This window comes from Ferrimonas sediminum (assembly GCF_900100175.1).
In the GTDB taxonomy this organism is placed as follows: domain Bacteria; phylum Pseudomonadota; class Gammaproteobacteria; order Enterobacterales; family Shewanellaceae; genus Ferrimonas; species Ferrimonas sediminum.
Genome location: NZ_FNEM01000008.1, coordinates 107,727 through 132,654 on the forward strand (window position 1 = coordinate 107,727; position 24,928 = coordinate 132,654).

The following is a 24,928-nucleotide window of genomic DNA, read 5'->3' on the forward strand; positions in this document are numbered from 1 at the left end:
GTTAATTTTTTGTTTATAACCCTATGAGATAACGGATTTTTGAGATTTATACAAGTGTTTGAAAAACAGAAGTCGGGTTCAGGGCGGCAAGGCGGCTGTCCGGCTGCGGGGCTGAGGGCGTCACAACAAGGAAAAAAAGAGCCGGTGGGCCAGCCACCGGCCTAAATGCGGTTGTTGCCCGCGTTTCCAAGCGGAGTGGCGGCACCGGTAGGGAACAAACAGGCAACGTCAGTCACTCTACCAAGCTAGCCAGCACGGGGAATCATCAATATTGCGGATTTTTTCATCATCACCATGACCGGGCCTGGTTGCACCTCTTTCGGACAGGCGTCGAAAAATACGCCGTCCCTGAGCGTGGCCCCTTGTCTAATTTCCAGTTCGTGGTACTTTCTGCTCAACGTACATTGTAGGAAGCTCTAATCATGCCAAAGGCAAGTGAAATTAAAAAATCCGCCGCGATTGAACATAACGGTAAGGTGTATCTGGTCAAGGACATCAGTAAGTTGACCCCCAGTGGCCGAGCGGGCGCCAGCCTGTACCGCATGCGGATGTACGATGTGGTCAGCGGTGCCAAGGCGGATGAGAGCTTTAAGGCCGATGAGATGATCACCCTGGCGGATCTGACCCGTCATGACGCGTCGTTCTCTTACATCGATGGCGACGAATACGTGTTTATGGATGACGTGGACTACACCCCATACAACTTCAACAAGGACGCCATTGCCGAAGAGCTGCCGTTCATCACCGAAGACACCAAGGGGATTCAGGTATTGGCAGTCGACGGTGTGCCGGTGGCCATTGAGCTGCCAAGCCACGTGGACCTGGTGATTGTGGAAACCGATCCGTCCATTAAAGGCGCGTCGGCCAGTGCCCGCACTAAACCGGCAATTTTGTCTACCGGGCTGACGGTTCAGGTGCCGGAATACATCGCCAGCGGCGAGAAGATTCGGGTGAACACCGCCGAGTCCAAGTTTATGAGCCGCGCCGACAGCAAGTAATACCGACGCCATCGCGACACACAAAGGCCAGTCCGAGTCAGGACTGGCCTTTTTGTTGTTGGCGTGGCCCAGGCTCAGTGGCCCGGCGGTGGACTGATTCGGTGCAGGTATTGTTCCGCCAGTTGCGGCAGCCGGGCGAGGATTTCAGCCTTCAGGGCGATGTCGCTGCTCCGTAACTGGGTGGCCAGCGCTGACATCGACAACCGCGCCAGTGCCGGCTGGCTGACCGGAGCAAAACTCAGGTGCCAGGGCTCGGGCTGGACGCCGCCCAGATCCTCCCGGTAGGGGAAGAAGAAGCCAAACTCATCGGCCTGATCGCAGAGCCAGTGGTGCAGTGGTGCATTGGGGCCATCGCCCTGGTACTCCCAGGGCTCCAGTTTCAGGTTGCGGCCATCGATGGCATTGCCATCGTACAGATCCAGATCCGTCCCCCAGTGATGGCGGGAGGCTCCGGGAAGGGCCGACCAGAACAGTATGGCGTTCAGGCACTCATCATCGTCGAGGTCGGCGGCGCACAGGGGCTGGTTGAGTTTGTCCAGCAGCGGCCGCTGGCCACGGGCTTTGCCGTTGAAGATCGCCAGTTGGCGCTCGAAACTGCGCCAGCCGGAGGCGATTTGAACATCGAAACCGGCACTGTGGGCGGCCTCCTGCAACTGTCGCAAGGCAACGGCGGTGCGACTCTCCAGTCGCTGCCCATCCAGGGCCACCAGGTGGCCCTGATCCAAGCCGAGCAGCTGTTGCTGGCTTAGCACAACAGTCGCTCCATGATCCCCTCGTAACACAGGGCCAGCTGCTCCAAATCCTCGATACTGACACACTCATTCACCTTGTGGATGGTGGCGTTCAGTGGTCCCAGCTCGACGACCTGCGCTCCGGTGGGGGCGATAAAGCGGCCGTCGGAGGTGCCGCCGCTGGTTTGTGGATCGGTTTGGCGGCCGGTCACCGCATGGATGGCGTCACAGGTGGCGGTGAGCAATTCACCGTGGTCGGTGAGAAAGGGCGAGCCGTTATGAACCCAGTCGATGCGGTAATCCAGTCCGTACTTGTCGAACAGGTTGTGAACCCGATCTTTCAGATCGGCGGCGTGGGTTTCGGTGCAGTAGCGGAAGTTGAACTGCACATGCAGTTCGCCGGGCACGACATTGGGGGCGCCGGTGCCGGCATTGATGTTGGCGATCTGAAAACTGGTGGGGGGGAAAAACTCGTTGCCGTTGTCCCATTTCATGGCACTGAGCTCAGCCAGTGCCGGTGCTGCCCGGTGAATGGGGTTGTCGGCCAGGTGCGGGTAGGCCACGTGGCCCTGTACACCCTGTACCCACAGATCCCCGGTGAGGCTGCCGCGACGGCCGTTTTTGATCACGTCGCCGAGTTTGGCGCTGCTGGACGGTTCGCCGACGATGCACCAGGTGATCTTCTCCTGCCGGGCTTCCAGGGTGTCGATCACCCGGGTTGTGCCGTTAATAAACGGCCCCTCCTCGTCGGAGGTGATCAGGTAGGCGATGCTGCCGCGGTGCTGCGGATGCTTGCTGACAAAGCGCTTGGTGGCCACCAGCATGGCGGCCAGGCTGCCTTTCATATCGGCCGCGCCGCGACCGTGCAGCACTCCGTCGATGATGGTGGGCTCAAACGGCGGCGTATGCCAGTCGCTGAGCTTCCCGGCGGGAACCACGTCGGTATGGCCGGCAAAGCAGAACAGCGGGCCCGCGTCGCCCTTGCGGGCCCACAGGTTGGTGGTGTCTTCAAACACCATGGATTCAATCTCGAAGCCGAGTTCGGCCAGGTACTCGGCCATCATCGGTTGGCAGCCGGCATCCTCTGGGGTGACCGATTGACGGCCAATCAGATCCATGGCCAGGCTCAACACCTCGGAGCGGGCATCAGTCATGGCTGGCCACCAGCGCGTCGTACTCGGCGGCCTTAAAGCCGACGGTCACGGTTTGGCCACTGACCAGTACCGGTCGTTTCACCAGGGTGGGGTTGGCCAGCATCAGTGTCACTGCTTTGGCTTGATTGATGTCGGCCTTGTCGTCGTCACTCAGTTGGCGCCAGCTGGTGGAGCGGGTATTGAGCAACTGTTTCCACTCAACCTTCTCCAGCCACTGTTCGAGTGTCTCGGCGCTCAGACCCAGCTCTCGAAAGTCGTGGAAGTCGAACGCAGTGTTGTGGGATTCGAGATGCTTACGCGCTTTCTTGACGGTGTCGCAGTTTTTTATGCCAAACAGGATCATCCCTGGCTCTCCGGTACAGATAGGGTCAATCATTGTGACATTGGCCACATAGGGGAGCAAGCCGAAGTTGTTATGCGGGTTAACGGGTAATAGTGATGGCCTTAATCCAGGCGGGCCAGCGCCTGATCGGCCGTTGGCGCCGAAGAAAGCTAAGACGGGGTCATAATCGAATTTCAGTCGATTTTCCTGTGGCGAAGGCTATTATAGGAAGTTGTTAACATCTGTTACTCTCTGATCGAAAAAGAAAAAAATGGTATTTGGCGGCAGCTCGTTGCTGACAGGCCAATACAACCACTTCATTGGAACGCCCTATGGAAATTGATAATACCCTTGAGTCCATGCAGCAGGCGCTGCTGGATGTCCGCCGGGCACAGCGATTACTGGTGGCGTACCATCAGCGTCTACTGCCAATTATCGGCCACGTGGCCGAGGCGCTGCATTGCCGCTTCCTGTCCTGGGAGCCGACCTATCATGCTCGTCCAGGGGCGCAGAATCCTAACCCCTTCGAATGCTGGAGCTGGGAGCACTCGCCGCTGAATGATGCCCGGTTCCTGTTTTTGAGTGACACGGTACGGGATGTTGAACGCGCCACGCCCGAGGACTGGATGTTGTCGGTGCGACTGGTAACCGACTCTGGTCTGGAAGCCTCGATGCTCAAGCAGCATAAAAACTGGGATGCCACCGAGATTCAGCCTGATCCCGATGACAGCCACTCCCGGCTGACGTTCGTGGCTTACCACCCTTTGAGCGAGTTGCGCCAGGCCGGTGTATGGCCATCCCTGGCGGCAGACAACCCCACCCCCCCGGCCGATGGGCGTCCGGTGCCCTTGACCCAGGATGGTGAGATGTTTGCCATGGAGGTGGAGCTGGCCCGGCTTGCCGAGGACAATGGCATCACCGAGCTCATCGATCAGCTGCGCTGCCGGCTGTTGGCCAACGGTTACCCTGGCTGTGGATTGTCGACCTTCTGACCGGCGCCTTTTTGCGAGTTGTTTCTCCCCTGCATACACTTGAATGAGAGCCTTAGGTAGCCAATGTCGCAGCTGACGCGGGGTGTCAGAGGCGGCTAGGGGGGAGAGATGATCTACAGACATACTCAACATGGGGTGGCGGTGCTGCTGATTGTGGCGGCCGCGGCCTTGCTGTTGTCAATGGCCGCCAGTGCACAGGCGGGGCAGATGATGTGGTTGGCTTTTCTGATTCTGGCGGTGGTGGCGGTGCTGTTTTCCTCTTTGACCATCGAAGTCAACCGCATGCGCATCTGCTGGTTTTTCGGTCCCTGGTTCTGGAAGCGCACCCTGCCGGTATCCGAAGTACAGTCCGTGCGGGTGGTGCATAACCAATGGTACCAAGGTCTGGGGATTCGGTGGATCCCCAAGGGCTGGCTGTATAACGTATCGGGCACCGAAGCGGTGGAGCTGACCTGCAAGGACGGCAAAGTGGTGAGGCTGGGCACCAATGACCCGGGCAATCTGCTCAGAACCATCAAGGCACAGCTGGAAGAGCTGGACTCCTCGCCATCCCCACACTCAAAAACCTGAACCGATTAGAGCGCGCCAGATCATCGCCATGATGATCTGGCCTCTTTTTGTGACTCAGAAAACAAAAGAATGCACAAAGCCCTTGGGTTTTCATTCGTAAACCCTAATTATAACCGTCAGGTGAACAACGAATTTTTTGATTGCTGTGGTTCAACGCTCTCAGCAGCAGCAGCGATCATGGCCATGCCCATTTGGTAGGCCCCGGCCAAGGAGTGATAGAGCCCGATGCTAAAATTTTATACCCAATTCTCAGTGGATAATTGCCACGATTTGGATGCGATTCTGGCGGTGGCCAAGACCTGGCTCAATGGCAGCCCCCACTCCAGCTTCAATGCCGATAACCTGGAGCCGCTGACGCTGCAGACCCCGGGACCGCTGTTACAGGGCAGTGAGAAGATTCAGATAGCGCACTGTTACGAGTCCGATTATCAGGGGCTGGGAGTCCGTCACGAAAATCTGGACAACAAGCAGGTGCGTTGGGTGACCGAGATTGTCGGCGCCAAGATTGGTGGTCGTTTCTGGATTTCAGTACTGCTCTCCTGCGATTCCGATACGCCGTTGACCCACTCGCCCCAGGCGAAGAAACCCTATATTGTCCGCCTGATCCTGGAACATTTCGGTGGCGGCCAGGACGCCAACCTGACCATTACCGATGAACCGACCCGGTTGCAGGACAACGAGGCGGATTTCGCCGCCATCAGTCGCATCATCAACGGCGAGTCGGACAACATGTTGCCGGTGGTGTATTGCAGCGCCGACGAATACAACCGCTGCAGCGTCGATCCGGACGACCTGGCCAAGTGGCTGTCTGGCATGGCCCACGTGCTGGTTGAGCCACACCGGCGTTTCTCCTTTGATCTTAAGGAGGCCACCGAGGGCAAGAATGTGTACCTGGGGGCGGTGGGGATCTACTGGCCTAACGGCGGTTTAACCCGGGTGCTGCCCGGTGACCGTTTTGCCACTGGCAATGATCTGGCTGTGGAGGTGGCGCGAACCATTCGTGATTCACTGGTGACCCAGCGCAGCATCAAAGGCTGCAGCTGGTCGCAATTGCGGGAGCGGGTATCGCGCTCGAAAATTCAGGCCCTCAAGCAGCAGGATTCCGCCGAACTGGAGCAGTTTGTGGCCGCCTTTGATGATGAACTCAAGGCCAAAGAGGAGCAATTGGCGGCGGCGGAGCTGACCATCAATTCACTGCGCTCTGAACTGATGAACCTTCGGGCCATCAAGGGTCACTCCGGCAGCAGTCTGCTGAATGAGGGACAGGAGCAGGATCTGTATCCGGGCGAGCGCAAGGATCTGGTTCAGGAGGTGATGCAGACGGCGCTGAAAAACGCCCAGCCCAATACCCGCATGTTCGATCTCATCGATGACCTGGTCCAGGCCAATACCCCGGTGGGGGAGCGCTCCCGCTTACTGGCGGCGGTCAAGCATACCCTGAGTCAGTATCAGAGTATGGATAAGAAGACCCGCTCGGATATCGAGAAGATGGGCTTTAGCTTCGAAGAGGAAAATCGCCATTACAAGCTGATGTTTAAGGGGGATCCCCGCTATAAGATCAACTTGGCCAAAACCAGCAGTGATCACCGCTCCGGAAAAAACCTGGTGTCCCAGATTCGCAAAGAGTTTTTCTAAGGGCGGAATCGTCCAGGGGCAGATGCTGTGCCCCTGATCCGGCTGTTTGGTCGGTACGGCCCTAAATCGAAGCGGGCGCTATGCCATCATGCCGCGCAGGAACTGCTGCAGCTGGCCCTGTGAATCGAAGTAGCCGGGAACCGGGTAGGGACTGCGGTAGGTCTCACTGATGATGTTGTCACTCATGCTTTCCAGATCCGCTTCCTTGAGCATGGTTAGCTCAGGGGTGATGGCCAGCGTCTGGCACAGTTCAGTGACCGCGTTCACCAGGGCCTCGGCTTTGTGCTGGTCGCTGTCGCCTTCAATGCCGATGGCATCGGCCATCTGTGCCATGCGGGCGCTGGCGAAGGGCAGATAGAACGCCAGTACATGGGGCAGCACCATGGCGTTAGCCAGTCCGTGGGGCACACCGTATCGGGCACCCAGTTGGTGGGCAATGGCGTGAACCCAGCCGACGCTGGTCCGGGTAAAGGTGACACCAGCCTGGTGAGACGCCAGTGCCATCTCCTGACGGGCTTCCACGTCGTGTTGTCCCTGTGAGAACGCCCGTGGCAGGTAGGTAAAGATTCGCTTAATGCTGGCCAGGTTCATGGCGTCGGTCTCGGCAGTGGCAAACCGGCTCAGGTAGGACTCCATGGCATGGGTTAACGCATCCATGCCGGTGGCGGCGGTGATCGCCGGCGGTAATCCCATCATCAGAGACGCGTCCAGCACCGCCAGATCCGGCACCACACTCAGACTCACCACCACTTTCTTCTGATGGCTCTGTTCGTCGGTGATCACTGCCGCTGCCGTGGCTTCCGAGCCGGTGCCGGCGGTGGTGGGGATCGCCACAAAGAAGGCGCCTTTTTTTCTTAACTTCAACAGGCCGACGATTTTGCGGGGGTTGATCTGGTTGTGGGCACAGCCATTGATCACCTTGGTGGCGTCGATGGAGGAGCCGCCGCCGATGGCGATGACGCTGTCGAACTGGTGCTGCCGGCAGTGACTGATGCCAGCCTCAATCAGAGTGAAGTCTGGATCCGGCACGATATCGCTGAACACCGAGTAGGTTAACTGATACCGTTCCAGTGCGTCGATCAGGCGACCGAACACCGGCAGGGTGACAAACACGTTATCGGTGATCACCACCGGACGCCGGTAGCCGGACTCGGCCAGCCGGGCAATGGCGCTGTCCAGAGACTGATCACCGCTGAGTACCTCGGGCGTGGCGATGGGCAGGCTGCGAAAAATCGGCCTGGCGATGGCTGCCCAGAGGCGGTAGAGGCGTTGTCGCAGGGCAAACAACAGGCTGGACGAAGCGTGAGTCTGAGTCATAGTCGGGTTTCCTTACGGGGCGGCCGCTCCTTGGCTGACGACGGTTGCCGGCAGCGTGGCTCGGAATCATCCAGCCCAGCGGCCCGCCACCGACCAGTCAGTCGGCTTTAGGTTTAGGCTAGGGCAAACGCCAATAGGGTGTCAACTGCGCTAGGGATTTCGGCCGATTACAGGGACGATGGCCGCCAGGCCGGCAGATTTCACCAGACTAAGGGGGGCGGGCCACCGCAGAATGCGGCGGCGACGGTGCCGGGTAGCATTCGATGCCCGGCGGGGACTCGGCGAGGGCGTGAGTGAAGGTGTCGAGCGGGTTAAGGTCGCGTGTCAGAGCCATCAATAAAAAAAGGCCGCGTTAGCGGCCTTTTCTAAATAAGTAGCTTACAAGAAGACTTGCAGTGCCAGGGTTTCCCCTCCGACCGCTACGCCTTCGGCCTTGTGCAACTGCTTGACGTCTTCCATATTGGCGATCACCAGCGGGGTTAACACGCTTTTGGCGTGCTGGCGCAGGTACTCGAGATCGAACTTGAGCACCGGATCCCCGGCTTTCACCCGTTGCCCCTCTTGAGCAATCCGCTCAAAGCCGTTGCCCCGCAATTCGACCGTATCGATACCAAAGTGGACGAACAGTTCCAATCCCAGTGGCGACTCGATGGAAAAGGCATGATTAGACTCGAATATTTTGCCTATGGTGCCATCAATGGGGGCGTAGATGGTGTCGCCGTCGGGGTCGATGGCAATGCCATCGCCGATGATCTTGCGTGAGAACACCACGTCAGGGACTTTTTCGATATCCACCACTTCGCCGGACACCGGTGCAATCACCTCGATGCCGCCGGTGGGGGACGTGCTTTTCATCATTCTTTGCATGCGGCTGAAAAATCCCATGGCCACCTCTTTTCCTTTATCCCTGTTATCGTTGATATTATCGGATTTTTATTTTAAATCACAGCGAGTTAAGTATAGAGCCTAATTCCCGGGTAGTTTGGGTCTTCAGGGCCCGATTGAGCAGTTGCTGACATTGGTTGATGTTGAGCCGTGCCAGTACCGATTTGATCAGTGGCCGCTGGGTCGGCGCCAGTGACAGGCCATCGATGCCCATGGCCAGCAACAACGGCAGTGCCTTGGGGTCGGACGCCATCTCGCCGCACAGGGTGATGTTCAGGCCGTGGGCCTTGGCACGGCTGCAGCAGTAGGCCAGGGCCCGAATCATCGCCGGCGACACCGGCCGGTACCACTTCGACAGTGTCGGGTCGTTGCGGTCGGCGGCATACAGGTACTGGGTCAGATCGTTGGTGCCGATGCTGATGAAATCCAACAGCGGCGCCATGGCATCGATGTTCATCACCGCCGCCGGCGTCTCAACCATCACCCCCAACTTCGGTTGCCGAGTGTGCTCGCCTGGTGGCAGATCCGCCGCCGCCTGCTGGTACAGTTCGCTAAGCTGGTGCAACTCCTCCACCTGGTTGACCATGGGCACCAGCATCTTGATGTCGAACTCCTGGCTCAGACGGGCGATGGCCTTGAGTTGGGGTAGCAGCAGCTGCGGCTGCTCCAGTCCCAGGCGGATGCCACGGTGACCCAGGGCCGGGTTGGCTTCATCCGGCATCTCTTCCAGCATCTTGTCGGCGCCAAAATCAAACAGGCGGATGGTCATCGGGTGCGGTGCAATCGCTTCGGCAATGGTGCGGTAGGTTTGGTACTGCTCTTGGGCATTGGGCAGGGTCAGCCGGTCCATAAACAGCAGTTCGGTCCGCAGCAGGCCAATTTCGCGGCAGCCGTAGCGAGCCACCTGAGGCAGCTCGGCCAGGGTGGAAACGTTGGCGCCGATGCTGAACTCGTTGCCGTCGGCATCGGTGGCGGGCGACAGGGCATCGGCTTCGATGGCCTGCTGGCGCTCCTGCCACTGTTCGAAGCGAACCTCGAACGCTTCGGACTGGACTCGCGAAGGGTTGATGGTGACCGTTCCCTGTTCACCGTCGAGCAGAATCTCCTGATGGTGCGGCAGGGGGCCCAGCTCCTCCGGTGTGACTACCATCAGCGGAATTTGCATGCCCCGGGCCAGAATGGCCAGGTGGTCCTGATAGGTCGCCTGGCTGACCACCAGGCCGGCAATCTCCGGGTAGCGCAGGAACTCTGCCGGAGACAGGTAGTCCACCACCAGTACCTGTTTATCATCGAGGCGGGTGGGTAGGGGACAGCGGTGCCCCAGGGCGTGCTGAATCAGTCGTTGCTTTAGCTGGGCCAGTTCGACGCCGCGCTTGCACAGGTTGGCGTCTTCGATGGCGCTGATCTCGTCCACCATCGGCGACAGTACCCGCTCGATGGCGCTGGCGGCATTGCAGTGATGCAGCTCGACATGGTGGCACATATCCTGAACCAGCTCGTCGTCCTTCAGCATCAGACGATCCGCTTCCACCAATTGACGTTCGGTGTCGGACAGGGTTTGGCCCAGCAGGGCGTCCAGCGCCGCCACTTCGGCGTGCAGGGCCTGGTGGATGTGGGCGATTTCGCCGGTGACTTCGGTTTCGTCGACCCGAGAGTGATCCACCGGCGTGATGCGGCGGTGACAACGGTAGCTGATGCCCCGGATCAATCCGGTGGAGAGTACCTGAGCAACGATGGTCTGTGACACTCCGTGTCCTCCTGCGGCGATGCCGCGCTGCAATTTCGGGTGGTGTGAACCGCGCGGCCGGGGCGAGGATCGGTGTTAAGCCGGTGTCATTCCAGGGTGGCGATGAAGCGGCACAGGTTGTCGACGGCTTGTTCCGCCTGTTCACCACTGGCGGTCACTTCGATCTCGGTGCCGGTGACCAGGCTCAGTGTCTGCAGTCGGTACAGGCTCTTGGCACTGGCTTGCTTGCCGTTGCAAAACACGATGATGTCGCAGGGGAACTGTTTGGCCCGCTGAACCAGCAGCGCCGCAGGACGGGTGTGGATGCCTTGTTTGGCGGCAATGGTGACGGACTGACGATACATGCTTGGCCTTGGTGCTGGGACGACGGGCTCAGGATACTGTTACGCAGGGTGCCGGTCAATACGATCGCCGCGACAACGGCGGGCCGGGGCACAGAGAATCAGGAAGGGAACGGCTTGGGCGTGAACAGGGCTGCCCGCCGGGCAGCCCTGTCAGGGGTCAGACTCTGAACTGGCTCAGCTGCCCCGATAACTCATCGGTGACGCTTTGCACCGCCTGGCTGGCGTTGGCATTGCTTTGGTTTGCTTTGACACTGGCTTCCGCCAGATCGGCAATGTTGTTGATGTTTTGGTTAATTTCGCTGGTTACCTGAGTTTGCTGGCGGGTGGCGGCGGCGATTTGGGTGCTCATGTCACCGATGGTGGCGATGCGGGCAAACACCTGATCCAGGGTCTCACCGGCGTCATCGGACTGCTTGGCCAGCAGTTGAAACTGCTCCAGTGCCGAACTGGCGGAGTCGGTCACGTGGGCCACTCCGGACTGAATGTTGTCGATGATGGTGGCTATCTCATCGGTGGAGCTCTGGGTTCGTGATGCCAGGGCGCGGACTTCGTCGGCCACCACAGCGAAGCCACGGCCGTGCTCACCGGCGCGGGCGGCTTCGATGGCGGCATTAAGCGCCAGCAGGTTGGTCTGGTCAGCGATGCTGCGAATCACATCGAGAATGCCGCCGATTTGGGCCGAGTCCTGGGCCAGGGTATCGGCGGTGGAGCCGGTCTGGGTGATGCCTTCAGCCACTTCATTAAGGTAGGCGCGGTTGTTCTGCATCGCGTCGCGGCACAGCCCTACCTGCTCCTGCGTCGCGGTGGCGGCGTCGGATGCCTGTCCGGTATTGTTGGCGACCTCTTCGGTGGCGGCCAGCATTTCGGTGACTGCCGAGGCCACCGATTGTGCTTCCTGATTCATCAGGCTGGCGGTCTGGTTGGACTCTGCCACGGTGGTGTCCAGCTGAGTGGCGCTGGCGCCGAGGTCCTGCACGTCTTTATTGACCACTCGAATCAGGTCGGCGATCTTGGCGGTGAACTCGTTGAAGCTCTTGGAGAAGCGGGTTACTTCGTCGTTGCCTTCGGTGTCCAGTCTGTGGGTCAGGTCACCGTCGCCGTGGGCGATGGCTTTCATGGTGGTGATGGCGTGTTGCAGTGGCTGGGTAATGGACAGGTTCAGCAACAGGAAGATTCCCATTACCGGGCCGGCCAGCAGGGCCAAGAAGATGCCGTAGTCCCACAGCACGTCGGTCATCTGTTGTGCCACCAGGTGCGAGTCGCTCATGATCACCAGGGTGTTGGTGGCGGTCGGGATGCCGTACAACCAGTAGGTCATGCCGTCGATCTTCAGGGTGTTGGCACCGCCCTGTGCGGCGAGCCGGCCCAGTGGCGCCCGGGCGGCCGGATCCGCCATCAGTCGATCGAGGTTGTCGTCTCGTTGACGCTGGGTCAGCAGCGCTCCCTGGGAGTCCAGCACCAGCAGATTGGTGTTGTCGCCCAGCTTGAGGCTCTGCAGCAACTGTTCGGCACTGGTGTTGCTCTGGCCGAGGGAGGCGATGGCCTGGCCCAGATGACGGTTTTCGGTTTCGGCCGCGCTGAGCAGTTGTGAATACTGGCCGCTCAGGCTGAAGTAGGTGTAGAGCAAGGTGGCACCGCCGGCCATGGCTAACAAGATAAGCAAGCGCAACGAGATCGACAGCCTGCGCAATAATTTCAACATGACATTTCCCTGATCTGTCTGTTTTTTTTAAAAGGTTTTTGATCTCCCTATATTAGGTGACTGGCGCCATCAGAAAATGACAATATGGTGAATTCATGCGGTGCCTCACACTCGGCGGGGGCCTCCATAACAAAAAAGGCGACCCTGAGGCCGCCTTAATTGAATAGTAATCAGTTACTGCTGGGTTTCCGCTTCGGTAAATACGCCCTGGAACAATGCCGAGGAGAGGTAACGCTCGGCGGAGGAGGGCAGAACCACCACGATGGTTTTCTCTTTCAGTTCGGGTTGCTCCGCCAGCAGCTTGTTGACTGCGGCCACCGCGGCACCGGAGCTGATCCCCGCCAGAATCCCTTCCTCCTCCATCAGGCGGCGCGCCATCTCAATGGACTCGTCGTTGCTGACGCTGATCACCTTGTCGACCATCTCCAGATCCAGGTTACCGGGAATAAAGCCGGCGCCGATCCCCTGAATCTTGTGCGGGCCGGGCTTCAGGTCTTCACCGGCCTTGGCCTGGGAGATCACTGGCGAGTCTTCAGGCTCTACCGCCACCGACAGCACATCTTTGCCCTTGGCCAGCTTCAGATAGCGGCTGGTGCCGGTGATGGTACCACCGGTGCCGACGCCGGCCACAAAGACATCCACCTCGCCGTCGGTGTCTTCCCAGATCTCGGGACCGGTGGTCTGTTCGTGAATGGCCGGGTTGGCCGGGTTGTCGAACTGCTGCAGCAGTACGTATTTGTCCGGATCGCTGGCCTGAATCTCTTCGGCCTTGGCCACGGCGCCTTTCATCCCTTTGGCGCCTTCGGTCAGTACCACCTTGGCACCCAGTGCCTTAAGCAACTTGCGGCGCTCCAGGCTCATGGTTTCCGGCATGGTCAGGGTCAGCCCGTAGCCTCGGGAGGCGGCGACAAAGGCCAGGGCGATGCCGGTGTTGCCTGAGGTCGGCTCGATGATCTCTTTGCCCTTGGTCAGGGTGCCGCGCTTTTCGGCGTCCCAGATCATGCTGGCACCGATGCGGCACTTTACGCTGAAGCTGGGGTTGCGGGCTTCAATCTTGGCCAGCACATTACCTTCGGTGACGCGGTTGAGTTTCACCAAAGGGGTATTGCCAATGGTCAGGGAGTTATCTTGATAAATTTTCGCCATTTGTCGCTGCTCCGTTGCTGATTCTGTCGATAGGTATCAAAGCAATAATAGCAGCCAGCATATCTTTTTCGGGCCACACTGGAAGTGTCGGTTCGTTATCCTATATTCCTGAATGGAATAACCGCTGTACTTTTTATTTATATGTACGGGAAATGGATGCAAACCAGCTGTTTGTGTTAACGTTCGGTTACATTCATCTTCTTCGGCACAAGGACTGCTGTGGCTCGCTTACCTGATCCCCGTACCATCATTACTCCCACCGCTTTTGAGGTCGCTCCAAAACTACTGAATCGTCCGCTGGCCAGCCCCTGGCGCCGGGGCCTGGCACTGATGCTGGATCTGCTGATGGTGGTGATGCTGGCGGAGTTACCCCTGGAACTGTTGTGGGCCATTTTGCTGGCGGTGGGCTGGGTTCGTTGGCGCGGCATCAAAGTGAAGGCCAAGATGCAGACCGGCATCTATCTGGCGTTGGGGCTGTGGTTGCTGTTTACCATGGTGTTTAATGCCAGTACCGATTATCCGCAGCAGAGTCCGCCCCCCAGAATCGAAATTCAGACTGATAACGAGGCTCTGGCGCAGATCTGTGATGCCGAAGACCAGGCGCTGTGCACGCTGAAACTGGCCTCGGATCTGATGGCCAAGGTAGTGACCGGCGAGCTGAGCACCGAACAGGAGATGACCGCCTATCTGATCATGGCCTACGGCCTGCCGGATGAGGCTGCCGCTGAGGTGGCGGCAGACCTGCTTGATGGCTATCAAGGTTCGCTGAATGAAGTCGGGGTGACGGTCAGTGCGCCAGATCCAGGCGCCGAATCGGCGGACGAACAGGGCGAGAGCAAGGCTCCGGCTTCCAGGCCACAGATCGCACCGCTGGATGAGGCCACTGCGCTCAGCGACGAGGAGGAGGGCTGGCGTGAGGGGCTGAAAGCCATCGAGGATCTGGTTGACGGTTTTGTGACCGAGCTGGGCTGGGCCTCGGTCTACTTCACCGTGCTGACGGCCTGGTTCCATGGCCAGACCCTGGGTAAGAAGGTGTTTGGAATTCGAGTGATTCAACTGGATAACACCCCCATCTCCCTGTGGGAGGCGTTTGGCCGTTACGGCGGCTATGGCGCTGGTATCGCCACCGGAATGATGGGGTTTGTGCAGATGTTCTGGGATCCCAATCGACAGGCAATCCAGGATAAAATCTCCTCCACCGTGGTGGTGGATTTACGGGCCAAGGCCCGACGGCGTGCCCGAGCGGTGCGTAAGCAGATGGCGACCAATCATAAGGAACAATGATGATAAAAGTTCTGGTTGTAGAAGACAGTGTCACCGTTTGTAAGGTGTTGTTTCACCTGTTTCAACAGGAAGCGGGGATAGAGGTAGAGTTCGCCAAGGACTTTAAAACTGCCAAGGCGCTGATGGGAAAAAACGACTATTTTGCGGCCTTATGCGATCGCTGCCTGCCGGACGCGCCCAATGGCGAGGTGATTGAGTGGGCACTGGCGAAGGGGATTCCCGCGATTGTCCTGACCGCCCGCATGGATGAAGATGAGCGCACCCGGCTGCAGGGACTGGGAGTGGTGGATTATGTGCTGAAGGAGAACCGGTTCTCCTATCAGTACGCGGTGGGGTTGGTGAAGCGGCTGCAGCGCAACGGCGACTACCGGGTATTGGTGGTGGACGACTCTCAGGTGGCTCGAAAGCAGGTCAAGGATCTGCTGGAGCGGCACCAGTTTCAGGTGGCCGAGGCCGACAGCGCCGAGGCGGCGATGATTCAGCTGGCGACCGGTGAGTTTAAACTGATGATCACCGACTACGAGATGCCGGTCATCAATGGTGTCGAGCTTATTTGTAAGGTGCGGGAGCAGGTCGACCGCGACGAGTTGATCATCGTCGGGTTGTCGGGCCGGGAGGAGGTGTCGGCCCGCTTCATTAAATACGGTGCCAACGATTTTCTGCGTAAGCCGTTTTTTGCCGAGGAGTTTTACTGCCGCATCAATAACCTGATTCAGGCCCAGGAGCTGAATCAGAAGCTGTGGCAGCGGGCGCATCTGGATTACCTGACCGGCGTCGCCAATCGCCGCTACCTGATGACCCAGCTGCAGGATCACTGGAGTCAGTCGGTGGCCAGCGGTCAGCCCTTGTGTCTGGCGATGCTGGATGTGGACATGTTTAAGCAGGTCAACGATCAACATGGTCACCAGGCGGGCGACCGGGTACTGCAATTTCTGGCCCGGGAGCTGAGTCAGAGTCTGGAGCGGTTTGTGGTGGGCCGGGTCGGCGGCGAGGAGTTTGCGGTGGTCATGCCCGGGCTCAATGGCGAGCAGGCGTGGCGGCTGATTGAGGCGGTTCGGCGCAAGGTGACCGGTCAGCCACTGCAGCTGGAGGCGTTGTCGCTGGGGGTCAGCTTTTCGGCGGGGATCTGCCAAGGTCGTGGCGACGACACCATCGACACCATGCTGCGCCGCGCCGACGAGGTGATGTACCAGGCCAAGGAAGCCGGCCGTAACCTGGTGCTGTTGGAGGAGGAGTCCGTCTGACGCCGCGGCGCCTTGAAGCCGGGTCAGGCTTCGGGGTATAACCTGGTGTTTTTTGGGGGAGGCCGATGGAGCATGGTTTTATCGCCGCGTTGACGCAGCTGGGGGTGGCCGCTGCACAAGCCGAGGCGTTGTTTTCGCAATCGAGTCCACGCCGCTGCGCGCCAGGCGAGGTGCTGGTGGCCCAGCACAGTCACCAGAACGAGCTGTTCTTTGTCGAACGGGGGCTGTGTCATGCCGCCTATCTGACGCCACAGGGCAAGCAGTTCAGTAAAGAGTTTTACTGGGAGTTGGACTGGGTCATCGGTTTTGAAGCCTGGCTGGCAGGTACGCCGTCGCCGTTTCAGTTGCAGGCCCTGACCGAGGTGCAGCTTCGTATTCTGCCGATGTCGGTGCTTACGCAGTGGCGCGCCGAGCGCCATCCGGCCCATGTCACTTTGCTGGAACAGCAACTGATCTACAAAGAGCGTAAAGAGCGGTTGATGTTGCTGCACTCACCATCGCAGCGTTACGCCCTGTTCTGTCAGGATTACCCCCATCTGCTTCGGCGGTTAAATGATTACCAGATTGCCGCCTACCTGGGCATTACCCATGTGAGCCTTAGCCGAATCAAAGCCCGGTTACGTCAGAATTAACAAAGGATAACGACTGAGATTCAGCCGGATAGTACAGTGCCTGAAAATCCCGATAAAGAGAACAATGCCCCCTATGTTGACCTGGCAGTTATGTAAATTTGAAGCGCTTTCCGCCCGCCAATGGCACGACATCGTCCGACTCAGAATGGAGGTGTTTGTCGTTGAGCAAAATTGCGTCTACCAGGATGTGGACGGCCACGACGTGGCCCACGGCGTTCAGCATCTGATGGGCATCGAAAACGGCGAACTGGTGGCCTATGCCAGGTTGCTGCCGCCGGGGCTGACCTATGACAACGTCAGCATTGGCCGCATCGTGACCAGCAGCAGCACTCGGGGTCGCGGCCTGGGGCATCAACTGGTGGGGCAGGCCCTGAGCCGGTGCGATGACCTCTGGCCTGGTGTCAGCATCGAGATCGGTGCCCAGGAACATCTGCAGGGCTTCTACGCCAGCCATGGCTTTGTGGCGTTCTCCGAGGCCTATCTGGAGGACGGCATTCCTCACGTCGACATGTGCCTGGACAAATCCTGAGTGGCCCGTGCCTCTGTGGTACCGCTGGCGCTGGGCTTGCTGGTACTCGGTAACCTGTTGGCGTCGGTGTCGGATGTGGCGGTAAAGTTGCTTGAAGGTGGCATCTCCCCCTATCAATACATCTTTATCCGCCAGGTGTTGGCCACCCTGTTGGTGACTCCCTGGCTGTTAAGGCTGCCCAAAGGCCGTCGACATCTCCATTCACCCGGGATCACCCTGATTCGGGCGCAACTGGTGCTGGTGGGCAGTGGCTGCATGATGGTGGCGGTGACCTATCTGCCCCTGGCCACCGCCAATGCGTTGTTTTATGCCGCGCCGCTGCTGATGTTGCCGTTGTCGCTGTGGCTACTCAAGGAGCGGCCTCCCTGGACCCGGGTGCTGGCCACCGGCATTGGCTTTGTCGGCGTATTGGTGGTGCTGCGTCCACAACAGTTTCACTGGGCGGCACTGTTTGCCCTGGGAACCGCGACCACCTTGGCCTTGTTCCATGTGCTGGTGCGCCGATTGCCACAGCGCCAGCCGGTGGCCAATACCGTGTTCTGGACCAATCTGTTGTGTCTGCCACTGGCGGCGCCGCTGGCCCTGCTGAACTGGCAGCCCGTCAGTGTGGCGGAGCTGGGCTGGGTCGCGCTCAGCGCGGTGTGCATCAGCGGCTACAACGGTCTGGCGGTGCTGGCTTACCGAAGGGCCCCTTCGGCGCAGATTGCGCTGGCGGAGTACAGCGGTTTGCTGTTTGTCACCCTGTTCGGTGTCTGGTGGTTCGCCGAGGTGCCGGATGGATTGACGCTGCTGGGAATTGGCCTGATTTTGCTGCCGATGTTGCCACTGCGCCGCTTGCCCCTATGGCAGCGGCTGGCGCCCATGCGTAAGTAACCAGGGGTTCTGGCCGCCGCCAGTGCGATAACAAGCCCCTTACTCCCCTTGTAACCACTTCGTGACACAGCGCGGAAAAAACCGCGCTGCTTGCCTTGCCAATAGAATCAGTTGGGCGCTAAACTCGCCATCAACTTCATTGCAACCTAATGAAATATAACACTAAAATATTCGTTTTTGGCCATATGCCGCAACAGGCATAAGAGCTGGAATGAGAATTGCGCCCTGTACTCTCGCAAGTGATTGTGACGTTATTTTTAATAAGGGATTCATTTTGAAACTAGGTAAATTGTTGTCTAAGTCGGCGGGCCTGTGCCTGGCCTCCATGGTGTTGATGTTGTCCGGTTGTGCCACCAGCTACAAGGTGGATCCGGAACTGGTCAGTCAATTTAAGCCGGAGGCCACCCCCACCGAAGAGCAGACTTTTGTCTATGTGATTCGCGGGTCTAACTTCACCGGCGCGGCCCGGGGCCTTTGGGTCGCGGCCAATGAGAATGTGGTGGCGGATCTGTCCAACGGTTCTCACGCGTTGCTGAAGCTGGATTCCGGCATCAATTCGGTGCATCTGGTGCAGGGGCTGGCGGGAATCGGCTTTGCCAAAGTCGATAACCGTCCCGGTGAAACCGTTTACTTGGCCATCGACTACGTTAAGGGCGAGACCAAAGAGGTGGAGCATGATCTGGGTGCCACCATGGTGATGAAGACCTCTAAAGCCAAAGGGATTGGCGCCCCTCGTAAGAACGATGCCTATGACAACCTGCTGGTGAATCCGTCGCTGCTGGGCTTCCCGATCATGAAAGAAGCGGATCAGCCCATCAACGCCGATGACGACAGCGCGGTGATCAACTTCTATCGTATGGAGACACTGATCGGCAAGGTACCGTTCGACATCTGGTCAGAGCAGGGGTACGTCGGCAGCACCACCTCCGGCACCTACTTCCAGGTGCGGGTTAAGCCGGGTAAACACACTTTCGTGGCCCTGTCTGAGCGTTACTCGGTACTGGAAGCCAACGTAGAAGCCGGCAAAGAGTACGTGGTGGAGTTTGACGTGGACATGGGCTGGAACCAGGCCCACGTGCAGCTGTTGCCCATGGATGCGGCTAAATCGGCGAAAACCATCAGCAAGTGGCAGGCCAAAGCCAAGCTGATGGCGGTGGATCCGCAGGTGCTCGAGCAAGACACCTTTAAGCAGCGGCTGGAGATGGGTGAAGCCTATCTGAAGCAGCAATACCAGAAAATTGAGAAAGGCGAGCTGGCCAGTCGCGAGCTGGTTGGCAGCAACGGAGTGCTGTAGCCGCGGTGGCTAACTGAGACGACAAAGGCGCCCATCGGGCGCCTTTTGTGGTTTTAGCTCCGGGACTGATTAAGCCCTTTAGGGCAGGGTTCCGGTGCCAACGCCGTGCGCTACCAACCGGATCGTTGGCCGTGGTTGCCATTGTCCGGCCCGAAAGCCAGGGCTACACTCTGAAGCCATTGAATTTGCGATTGGGAGACCATCGATGCCTGAGTTGTCCCTGCCTCGGGTGGCCGTTCTGGCCATTGCCCATCATCACCAGCGCCTGATTCTGGTGAAGCGGGCCAATGAGCCTCATGCACTGCAATGGGGCTTTCCCGGCGGCTCGGTTGAGCCAGGTGAGGCGTTGATGGACGCGGCGGTGCGCGAGCTGCAGGAGGAAACCGGTGCCCGCGCCGAGGCGCAGGCGCTGCTGACGGTGGTGGAGGTCAACGAGTTCGATGCCAGCGGTCGCCACCATCACTTTATTCTGGTCCCGGTTTTGTGCCGCTACCTTGGTGGTGAACTGCAGGCCGCTGACGATGCCCTGGCCTGTGACTGGCTCAGTTTCGATGAGATCCACAGCCAGCGCCGCGCCCTGATTGACGGCGTGGCCGAGACTGCCGCTGAGGCCCGCCGTTACCTGCTTGAAGCAGCCCGAATGTAGTGGCGCTCAGGGAGACACAGCGCTGCTTCCGGCTTGAAACCCTTGGCGACTGGCGTCAGGATAGAGGGCGTCATGACTAAGGAATCCTCCTCTATGAAAGCCCCATTTTTTATGGCCGTGTTGCTGAGTGCCGGCGTCCAGGCGGCCATCTCTCCGCAGCCTCTGGCAGAGATCAAGGACGTACAGTTTAACAGCGAGCGGGTCATTACCGCCGGTTTGCCGACCGAAGCCCAGTTTTCCCAGCTGAAAATCGCCGGCGTTGATCTGGTGATAAACCTGATTCCAGATGGCAATCGCAGCGGCCACCTGGATGAGGCGTCGCTGGCTGCCAGCGCCGGCCTTGACTACGTCAACATCGAAGTGGACTGGAAGCTGCCGACCCAGGCCAACCTGCAGCACTTTTTTACGGTGATGGACGCCAATACCGATAAAGACGTATTGGTGCACTGCGCCGCCAACTGGCGGGCGTCGGCGTTTTACTATCTGTACTTGCTCCACAGCGGCACCCCCGACAGCACCGAGTTACAGCAGCAGGTGATGACTCCCTGGGGCGATCTCAACGACAGCCTGAGTAAATACCCCCAATGGCAGCGGCTGATCACAGAGGCCAAGACCGGCCTTTGAGCCCCTGAAACCAGCAGTGCGGTCATGAACAGACCGCGCTGGAATGTTGCATTTAATTTATCCTCCTCGTTTCCGGGTCCCTCTGAACAAATTGGTTTGTTAGACCTCTAAGAATCCCCCTCGGCGCCCATGTTTGTTTGCTTTGCTTTAACTCAATCGAAATGCACGGCTAACCACCTGTATTTTATGGTGTTTTTTAGGGTCTGTGGCCCAGTTTTGTGTGGGCTGTGATCCCGTTAACGGGCTGGTTCGTTTGAGTTCAAGCCATTGAAGCTGTTAACATGCGCCCAACCCCGGGTGTTAGCACGGGGAACGACAGCTTGATGTGTAAGCTTTTTGAGAGGAAAGATGTCTAAGACAGTAGATAAATACAGTATTGAAAATACCGACTATACCGTCGGTCAGGACAACATTCAGAAATGGGGATTTGATGTTCATAACCCGGTCTTCGGGATCAGCGCCGGTCTGGTGTTGCTGTTTCTGGCGGCCATTCTAATCAGTGATGCGGCTACCGCTAAAGCGGCGCTGGACGGCATTAAGTGGAAAATCATAAACAACTTCGATGCCCTGTTTATGTGGTCGGCGAATTTGTTCCTGATTTTCTGTTTATGGCTAGTGGTGAGCCCATACGGCCGCATCCGCCTCGGCGGTGCCGACGCCCGTCCTGAGCACTCCAACCTGTCCTGGATGGCGATGCTGTTCGCCGCCGGCATGGGCATCGGCCTGATGTTCTGGGGTGTTGCCGAACCCGTTGCCTACTTTACCGGCTGGTACGAGACGCCACTGGGCGTCGAAGCCAACTCTCCGGAAGCGGTCAAGGTCGCCATGGGCGCCACCATTTTCCACTGGGGATTGCACCCCTGGGCCATGTACGCCGTGGTGGCACTCTCCCTGGCGTTCTTTACCTACAACAAGGGGCTGCCTCTGTCGATCCGCTCCATCTTTTACCCCATTCTGGGGGACAAGACCTGGGGCTGGTTTGGCCATGCCATCGACATCATGGCGGTTCTGGCGACCCTGTTTGGTCTGGCGACCTCTCTGGGCCTGGGCGCCCAACAGGCCACCAGCGGCATCAACCATGTGTTCGGCACCGAAGGCGGCATCGGCATGCAGGTAGGTGTCATCGCCTTTGTTACCGGCCTGGCGGTCGTCTCCGTGGTCCGAGGCATTGAGGGCGGCGTCAAGGTACTGAGTAACGTCAATATGCTGGTGGCCCTGGCACTGCTGGTATTCGTCACCCTGGTGGGCGCCGCCGTAGCCTTCGGAAACCTGGGACAAACCCTGCTGGGCTACGCCGAAAACCTGATCCCTCTGAGCAACCCCCATGGTCGAGAAGATGAAGCCTGGATGCACGGCTGGACCGTGTTTTACTGGGCCTGGTGGATCTCCTGGTCACCTTTTGTGGGTATGTTCATTGCCCGGGTTTCCAAGGGTCGTACCGTTCGTGAGTTCCTGATTGCGGTAATGTTTATCCCCACGTCAGTGTGCATCATCTGGATGTCGGTATTTGGTGGCATCGCCATCGACCAGATCATCAACAAGGTAGGCGAACTGGGTACCAATGGCCTGTCGGACATTACCCTGGCCCTGTTCTACACCTACGATGCCCTGCCTTGGAGCACCTTCCTGTCGGTGATCTCTATCGTGCTGATCATGGTGTTCTTTATCACCTCTTCCGATTCCGGCTCTCTGGTGATCGACAGCATCACCGCCGGCGGAAAGGTGGATGCGCCGGTACCTCAGCGCATCTTCTGGGCCAGCATCGAGGGCGCCATTGCCGCCGTGCTGCTGTGGGTCGGTGGAACCGAAGCGATTCAGGCGCTGCAGGCGGGCACCATCTCCACCGCCCTGCCTTTCACCTTCATCCTGCTGATGATGTGCGTCAGTCTGGTGAAAGGCATGAAGACCGAGCCCCTGGGCCGTTAAAGGGCCGCTTATGGGCTGCGGCTCGGTGCCGTAGCCTGTGCCCCTGATGGATGCCCGTCGGTCCTGCTGACGGGCATTTTTTATTCCTGGCCGTGGAGATTGTCCTGTGACTGTCGCAAACCGGCAGGGGACGGGCGCGCCAGTGTCATCCATTTTAACTCCTTGAAGCGGTTGATTTAGAGGCGGCATAGAACGGTCGCTCTCTTAAGAAGCGATAAAAGTTAACGAACACAAAGTGCTACAATAAACTGATAGCTGTTGGTTGTTGTTCAGAAACCTTGAGGTACCGTGTCAAAAATTGTGGTTAAGCAGGAGGAGTCGCAATCTTTTAAAGTCCTCCACCAGATGAAGAATGGCGACCATCGTCGCATCGATCTCTATTTCATGTTGCCCAAAGACATGGGCGTCAACCCGCAAAATCTGGATGCCGGGACTTACTGCCACAGTGCAGTTGTCGGACGGCGCTCCTACTATTCAACTGGACTGCACCTGCCGTTGGTGCAGGGGCGTTTTGTCAGCCTGAATAAACGTACGGTCGAAGAGTTTCGGCTCTACCTGAACCTGTTTGCGTATCAGTTCTCCATCGCCATCGAGACCGACAGCAAAGAGCTGGCGCAGATCAAAGACGTTGACCAGTTTTACCAGTCGCTGAATGAGTTGTGTGACATCGTCGCCCAGTTGCTTAAGAAGTTTCGCCGCAACGAGCCGAGTGAGCCGAAATGGAAGCACTATTTCGAAATTGCCGACAACTACCTGTCCTGGTTCTGCGAACAGCGGCTGCTCAAGTTGTTGTCCCATGCGCCGCGAAGCAGCGAATACAACGCCGTTGTTGAGCAGGCGATAGGCCTTTGCCGCGCCGAGAGTGCTTATCGGGATGGCAGGAAATACAACTCGGAACAAACCAAGAGCGATCCGAACCGGGTTTCCAACAAAATGCTGCTGTTGCGGCGGCTGATTCAGCAAGGGGTCGTGCTCAAAGAGGAGCTGAAAACCCTGGGTGTGGGGCTAAAGAAACTCACGTCGGGCATCGCGACCGGGGTGATTATGGTGATTGTCTCCAGCTTGATCATCAAGGCGCAGGGCGCGCTGAGTGGTCTGACCCTGGCCTTGGTGCTGACCCTGGCGGTGATCTACGCCTTTCGTGAGATCTTCAAAGACGACCTACGCAACGCGCTGTGGCGCAAGATTCAAAAAGGGCGCCCCCGATGGAGTCGAACCCTGAGGGATACCACCAGCCAGAGTGCGATAGGGCGTCAGTTGATCTGGGCCGATTTCATCAACAAAAAGGATCTGCCGGAAGAGGTAAGAAGCATACTGAGCCGGCGCCACAGCCAAAATAAGGTCGACGCCGAGATCCTGCATTACGGCATCAGCTCCAGGATTGCCCAGAAAGAGTTCCTGTCCGGTTACTCGACCATTCAGGAGCAGATCAACTTCAGCCTGGCCCCGTTTGCCCGCTACCTTGAGCGGGGCAAAGCCAAGATCTATCGAGAGTCCGACGGCAAGGTCAGCAGCGAGTCGGTGGAGCGCCGTTACCAGATCAATCTGGTGTTGATGTTGAAGGAGAATCGTAAGGCGCCCAGTTTTGCCCGCTATAAGATCACCATGAATCGCTCCCAGGTTATCGATATTTCGGAGAGCAAGCTGCCCGACGACATCGCCTCGATTAACGCCGAGCCTGAGGCTCTGCCCGATTCCAGGCTCCAGTCTGAGCAAACGGTCGAGGAAAAGGCGCCGATTTCGTCGCCCTGATGTGCGCCGCAATGAGGGGCATTTTAGCGTCGCTGTGGGGTGAGCATAGCTGGATATCCGTTTTTCGTCGTACCGACCCGAAAGATCAAGCGCACCATCATGCCCGTCAATAAGGGCAGTCATTATCAGCCATGGGCCACCGGTGCAACGGGCAGTAGCTTTACCGCCGGTTACAGTTCAGAGCCGGAGATATTTGAAGCTGCCGGTATTGAAGCCGACGAGTGGTCCCATCGAATTTATGTGGAAGGCGGCAGTTACGCAGTGGCCGCGTCACCGAAAAGTGTGCTGGATAAAGCAGAGCCGACAATCGACGAGATCAGAGCCACCAATTGTTATTTCAGTTATCACTGGAAAGTTTCCGGAGAGCCACTAATAACCACGGTCGACACAGGCTGTGAGTGATGGTGCAAAAGAGCGGCGGGGCGCCATTCCAACCAGAGGGCGCCCATAACCGATCTGCTACGTGACTCTGATCCGGGAGGCGTGGCGGTGCGGGTATTTGGATACAAACGCGTCACCTCTCTGAGCATCGTCATCACACCCGTTGAGCTTAGGGCTAATGAGTTGTTTGTAACGACACA

The 24,928-nt window shown here is 58.3% G+C and carries 24 protein-coding genes; 15 read left to right on the top strand and 9 right to left on the bottom strand.

All coding sequences use genetic code 11. The features are described from left to right. The first annotated feature begins 422 nt into the window (after positions 1-422). Positions 423-998 (top strand): elongation factor P-like protein EfpL, encoded by a 576-nt coding sequence (gene efpL, locus BLT77_RS11040; protein ID WP_090365327.1) that lies wholly within the window; start codon positions 423-425, stop codon positions 996-998. Positions 999-1,072: 74 nt separating this feature from the next. Here the strand turns inward: efpL and BLT77_RS11045 are convergent, their stop codons facing one another. The 3 genes from BLT77_RS11045 to BLT77_RS11055 are packed head-to-tail and all read right to left on the bottom strand — an operon-like array spanning position 1,073 to position 3,226. Continuing rightward, complete coding sequence (locus tag BLT77_RS11045; RefSeq protein WP_090365328.1) at positions 1,073-1,750, bottom strand: M15 family metallopeptidase; 678 nt, start codon at positions 1,748-1,750, stop codon at positions 1,073-1,075. Then, positions 1,744-2,883, bottom strand: a complete 1,140-nt coding sequence (dapE, locus tag BLT77_RS11050) for a succinyl-diaminopimelate desuccinylase (RefSeq protein ID WP_090365329.1) — start codon at positions 2,881-2,883, stop codon at positions 1,744-1,746. The genes BLT77_RS11045 and dapE overlap by 7 nt, the downstream gene beginning before the upstream one ends. After that, entirely contained in the window at positions 2,876-3,226 is a 351-nt protein-coding gene (locus BLT77_RS11055; RefSeq protein WP_090365330.1) for an ArsC family reductase, read from the bottom strand. Before BLT77_RS11055 ends, dapE begins: the two co-directional genes overlap by 8 nt. A 311-nt stretch (positions 3,227-3,537) precedes the next feature. On the opposite strand from BLT77_RS11055, the gene BLT77_RS11060 reads away from it, so the two are divergent. From BLT77_RS11060 to BLT77_RS11070, 3 genes are all read left to right on the top strand, one after another. Continuing rightward, on the top strand, positions 3,538-4,197 hold the full coding sequence (locus BLT77_RS11060; RefSeq protein WP_090365331.1) for a hypothetical protein: 660 nt from the start codon (positions 3,538-3,540) through the stop codon (positions 4,195-4,197). Positions 4,198-4,305: 108 nt separating this feature from the next. Then, positions 4,306-4,767: a hypothetical protein gene (locus BLT77_RS11065; RefSeq protein WP_176819288.1), complete on the top strand. Its 462-nt coding sequence runs from the start codon at positions 4,306-4,308 to the stop codon at positions 4,765-4,767. A 225-nt stretch (positions 4,768-4,992) separates the two neighbouring features. After that, positions 4,993-6,402, top strand: a complete 1,410-nt coding sequence (locus BLT77_RS11070; RefSeq protein WP_090365332.1) for a hypothetical protein — start codon at positions 4,993-4,995, stop codon at positions 6,400-6,402. A gap of 78 nt (positions 6,403-6,480) precedes the next feature. Here BLT77_RS11070 and BLT77_RS11075 read toward each other — a convergent pair whose 3' ends face one another. From BLT77_RS11075 to cysK, 6 genes are all read right to left on the bottom strand, one after another. Then, the gene (locus BLT77_RS11075; protein WP_090365333.1) at positions 6,481-7,719 is read right to left on the bottom strand and encodes an iron-containing alcohol dehydrogenase; all 1,239 of its coding nucleotides are present in this window, start codon (positions 7,717-7,719) and stop codon (positions 6,481-6,483) included. 378 nt (positions 7,720-8,097) lie between these two features. Further along, positions 8,098-8,604 carry a PTS glucose transporter subunit IIA gene (gene crr / locus BLT77_RS11080; RefSeq protein ID WP_090365384.1) on the bottom strand — a complete coding sequence of 169 codons (507 nt, stop codon included), beginning with the start codon at positions 8,602-8,604 and terminating at the stop codon, positions 8,098-8,100. A gap of 58 nt (positions 8,605-8,662) precedes the next feature. Beyond that, positions 8,663-10,351 (bottom strand): phosphoenolpyruvate--protein phosphotransferase, encoded by a 1,689-nt coding sequence (gene ptsP, locus BLT77_RS11085; protein WP_176819289.1) that lies wholly within the window; start codon positions 10,349-10,351, stop codon positions 8,663-8,665. A gap of 86 nt (positions 10,352-10,437) precedes the next feature. After that, a complete protein-coding gene (locus BLT77_RS11090; RefSeq protein ID WP_090365335.1) occupies positions 10,438-10,695 on the bottom strand; it encodes an HPr family phosphocarrier protein in 258 nt (85 codons plus the stop codon). Between the two features lie 157 nt (positions 10,696-10,852). Continuing rightward, the gene (locus BLT77_RS11095) at positions 10,853-12,397 is read right to left on the bottom strand and encodes a methyl-accepting chemotaxis protein (RefSeq protein ID WP_090365336.1); all 1,545 of its coding nucleotides are present in this window, start codon (positions 12,395-12,397) and stop codon (positions 10,853-10,855) included. Between the two features lie 174 nt (positions 12,398-12,571). Continuing rightward, a complete protein-coding gene (cysK, locus tag BLT77_RS11100; protein ID WP_090365337.1) occupies positions 12,572-13,543 on the bottom strand; it encodes a cysteine synthase A in 972 nt (323 codons plus the stop codon). Between the two features lie 219 nt (positions 13,544-13,762). Here cysK and BLT77_RS11105 point away from each other — a divergent pair, with 219 nt between their 5' ends. From BLT77_RS11105 to BLT77_RS11155, 11 genes are all read left to right on the top strand, one after another. Continuing rightward, positions 13,763-14,827 (top strand): RDD family protein, encoded by a 1,065-nt coding sequence (locus BLT77_RS11105; RefSeq protein ID WP_245709926.1) that lies wholly within the window; start codon positions 13,763-13,765, stop codon positions 14,825-14,827. Next, positions 14,824-16,071, top strand: a complete 1,248-nt coding sequence (locus tag BLT77_RS11110; RefSeq protein WP_090365338.1) for a response regulator — start codon at positions 14,824-14,826, stop codon at positions 16,069-16,071. Before BLT77_RS11105 ends, BLT77_RS11110 begins: the two co-directional genes overlap by 4 nt. A 65-nt stretch (positions 16,072-16,136) precedes the next feature. After that, the gene (locus BLT77_RS11115; RefSeq protein WP_143026617.1) at positions 16,137-16,703 is read left to right on the top strand and encodes a Crp/Fnr family transcriptional regulator; all 567 of its coding nucleotides are present in this window, start codon (positions 16,137-16,139) and stop codon (positions 16,701-16,703) included. A 64-nt stretch (positions 16,704-16,767) separates the two neighbouring features. Beyond that, positions 16,768-17,232, top strand: a complete 465-nt coding sequence (locus BLT77_RS11120) for a GNAT family N-acetyltransferase (RefSeq protein WP_342707541.1) — start codon at positions 16,768-16,770, stop codon at positions 17,230-17,232. Beyond that, on the top strand, positions 17,233-18,105 hold the full coding sequence (locus tag BLT77_RS11125) for a DMT family transporter (protein WP_090365340.1): 873 nt from the start codon (positions 17,233-17,235) through the stop codon (positions 18,103-18,105). A gap of 274 nt (positions 18,106-18,379) precedes the next feature. After that, positions 18,380-19,399, top strand: a complete 1,020-nt coding sequence (locus BLT77_RS11130; RefSeq protein WP_245709927.1) for a DUF2846 domain-containing protein — start codon at positions 18,380-18,382, stop codon at positions 19,397-19,399. Positions 19,400-19,604: 205 nt separating this feature from the next. Continuing rightward, positions 19,605-20,045, top strand: coding sequence for an NUDIX hydrolase (locus tag BLT77_RS11135; RefSeq protein ID WP_090365341.1), 441 nt, complete (start codon positions 19,605-19,607; stop codon positions 20,043-20,045). A gap of 93 nt (positions 20,046-20,138) precedes the next feature. Further along, positions 20,139-20,669 (top strand): protein tyrosine phosphatase family protein, encoded by a 531-nt coding sequence (locus tag BLT77_RS11140; protein WP_090365342.1) that lies wholly within the window; start codon positions 20,139-20,141, stop codon positions 20,667-20,669. A gap of 348 nt (positions 20,670-21,017) precedes the next feature. Continuing rightward, positions 21,018-22,595 carry a BCCT family transporter gene (locus BLT77_RS11145; protein WP_090365343.1) on the top strand — a complete coding sequence of 526 codons (1,578 nt, stop codon included), beginning with the start codon at positions 21,018-21,020 and terminating at the stop codon, positions 22,593-22,595. Positions 22,596-22,883: 288 nt separating this feature from the next. After that, positions 22,884-24,347: a hypothetical protein gene (locus tag BLT77_RS11150; protein WP_245709928.1), complete on the top strand. Its 1,464-nt coding sequence runs from the start codon at positions 22,884-22,886 to the stop codon at positions 24,345-24,347. 99 nt (positions 24,348-24,446) lie between these two features. Continuing rightward, complete coding sequence (locus tag BLT77_RS11155) at positions 24,447-24,749, top strand: hypothetical protein (protein WP_143026618.1); 303 nt, start codon at positions 24,447-24,449, stop codon at positions 24,747-24,749. Positions 24,750-24,928 lie beyond the last annotated feature (179 nt).

Excerpts from the sequence above, each read along its gene's own strand:
- efpL (WP_090365327.1), top strand. The coding sequence starts at position 423 with ATGCCAAAGGCAAGTGAAATTAAAAAATCCGCCGCGATTGAACATAAC.
- dapE (WP_090365329.1), bottom strand. The coding sequence starts at position 2,883 with ATGACTGATGCCCGCTCCGAGGTGTTGAGCCTGGCCATGGATCTGATT.
- BLT77_RS11055 (WP_090365330.1), bottom strand. The coding sequence starts at position 3,226 with ATGATCCTGTTTGGCATAAAAAACTGCGACACCGTCAAGAAAGCGCGT.
- BLT77_RS11060 (WP_090365331.1), top strand. The coding sequence starts at position 3,538 with ATGGAAATTGATAATACCCTTGAGTCCATGCAGCAGGCGCTGCTGGAT.
- BLT77_RS11065 (WP_176819288.1), top strand. The coding sequence starts at position 4,306 with ATGATCTACAGACATACTCAACATGGGGTGGCGGTGCTGCTGATTGTG.
- BLT77_RS11070 (WP_090365332.1), top strand. The coding sequence starts at position 4,993 with ATGCTAAAATTTTATACCCAATTCTCAGTGGATAATTGCCACGATTTG.
- BLT77_RS11075 (WP_090365333.1), bottom strand. The coding sequence starts at position 7,719 with ATGACTCAGACTCACGCTTCGTCCAGCCTGTTGTTTGCCCTGCGACAA.
- crr (WP_090365384.1), bottom strand. The coding sequence starts at position 8,604 with ATGGGATTTTTCAGCCGCATGCAAAGAATGATGAAAAGCACGTCCCCC.
- BLT77_RS11090 (WP_090365335.1), bottom strand. The coding sequence starts at position 10,695 with ATGTATCGTCAGTCCGTCACCATTGCCGCCAAACAAGGCATCCACACC.
- BLT77_RS11095 (WP_090365336.1), bottom strand. The coding sequence starts at position 12,397 with ATGTTGAAATTATTGCGCAGGCTGTCGATCTCGTTGCGCTTGCTTATC.
- cysK (WP_090365337.1), bottom strand. The coding sequence starts at position 13,543 with ATGGCGAAAATTTATCAAGATAACTCCCTGACCATTGGCAATACCCCT.
- BLT77_RS11110 (WP_090365338.1), top strand. The coding sequence starts at position 14,824 with ATGATGATAAAAGTTCTGGTTGTAGAAGACAGTGTCACCGTTTGTAAG.
- BLT77_RS11115 (WP_143026617.1), top strand. The coding sequence starts at position 16,137 with ATGGAGCATGGTTTTATCGCCGCGTTGACGCAGCTGGGGGTGGCCGCT.
- BLT77_RS11120 (WP_342707541.1), top strand. The coding sequence starts at position 16,768 with ATGCCCCCTATGTTGACCTGGCAGTTATGTAAATTTGAAGCGCTTTCC.
- BLT77_RS11135 (WP_090365341.1), top strand. The coding sequence starts at position 19,605 with ATGCCTGAGTTGTCCCTGCCTCGGGTGGCCGTTCTGGCCATTGCCCAT.
- BLT77_RS11140 (WP_090365342.1), top strand. The coding sequence starts at position 20,139 with ATGAAAGCCCCATTTTTTATGGCCGTGTTGCTGAGTGCCGGCGTCCAG.
- BLT77_RS11145 (WP_090365343.1), top strand. The coding sequence starts at position 21,018 with ATGTCTAAGACAGTAGATAAATACAGTATTGAAAATACCGACTATACC.
- BLT77_RS11155 (WP_143026618.1), top strand. The coding sequence starts at position 24,447 with ATGCCCGTCAATAAGGGCAGTCATTATCAGCCATGGGCCACCGGTGCA.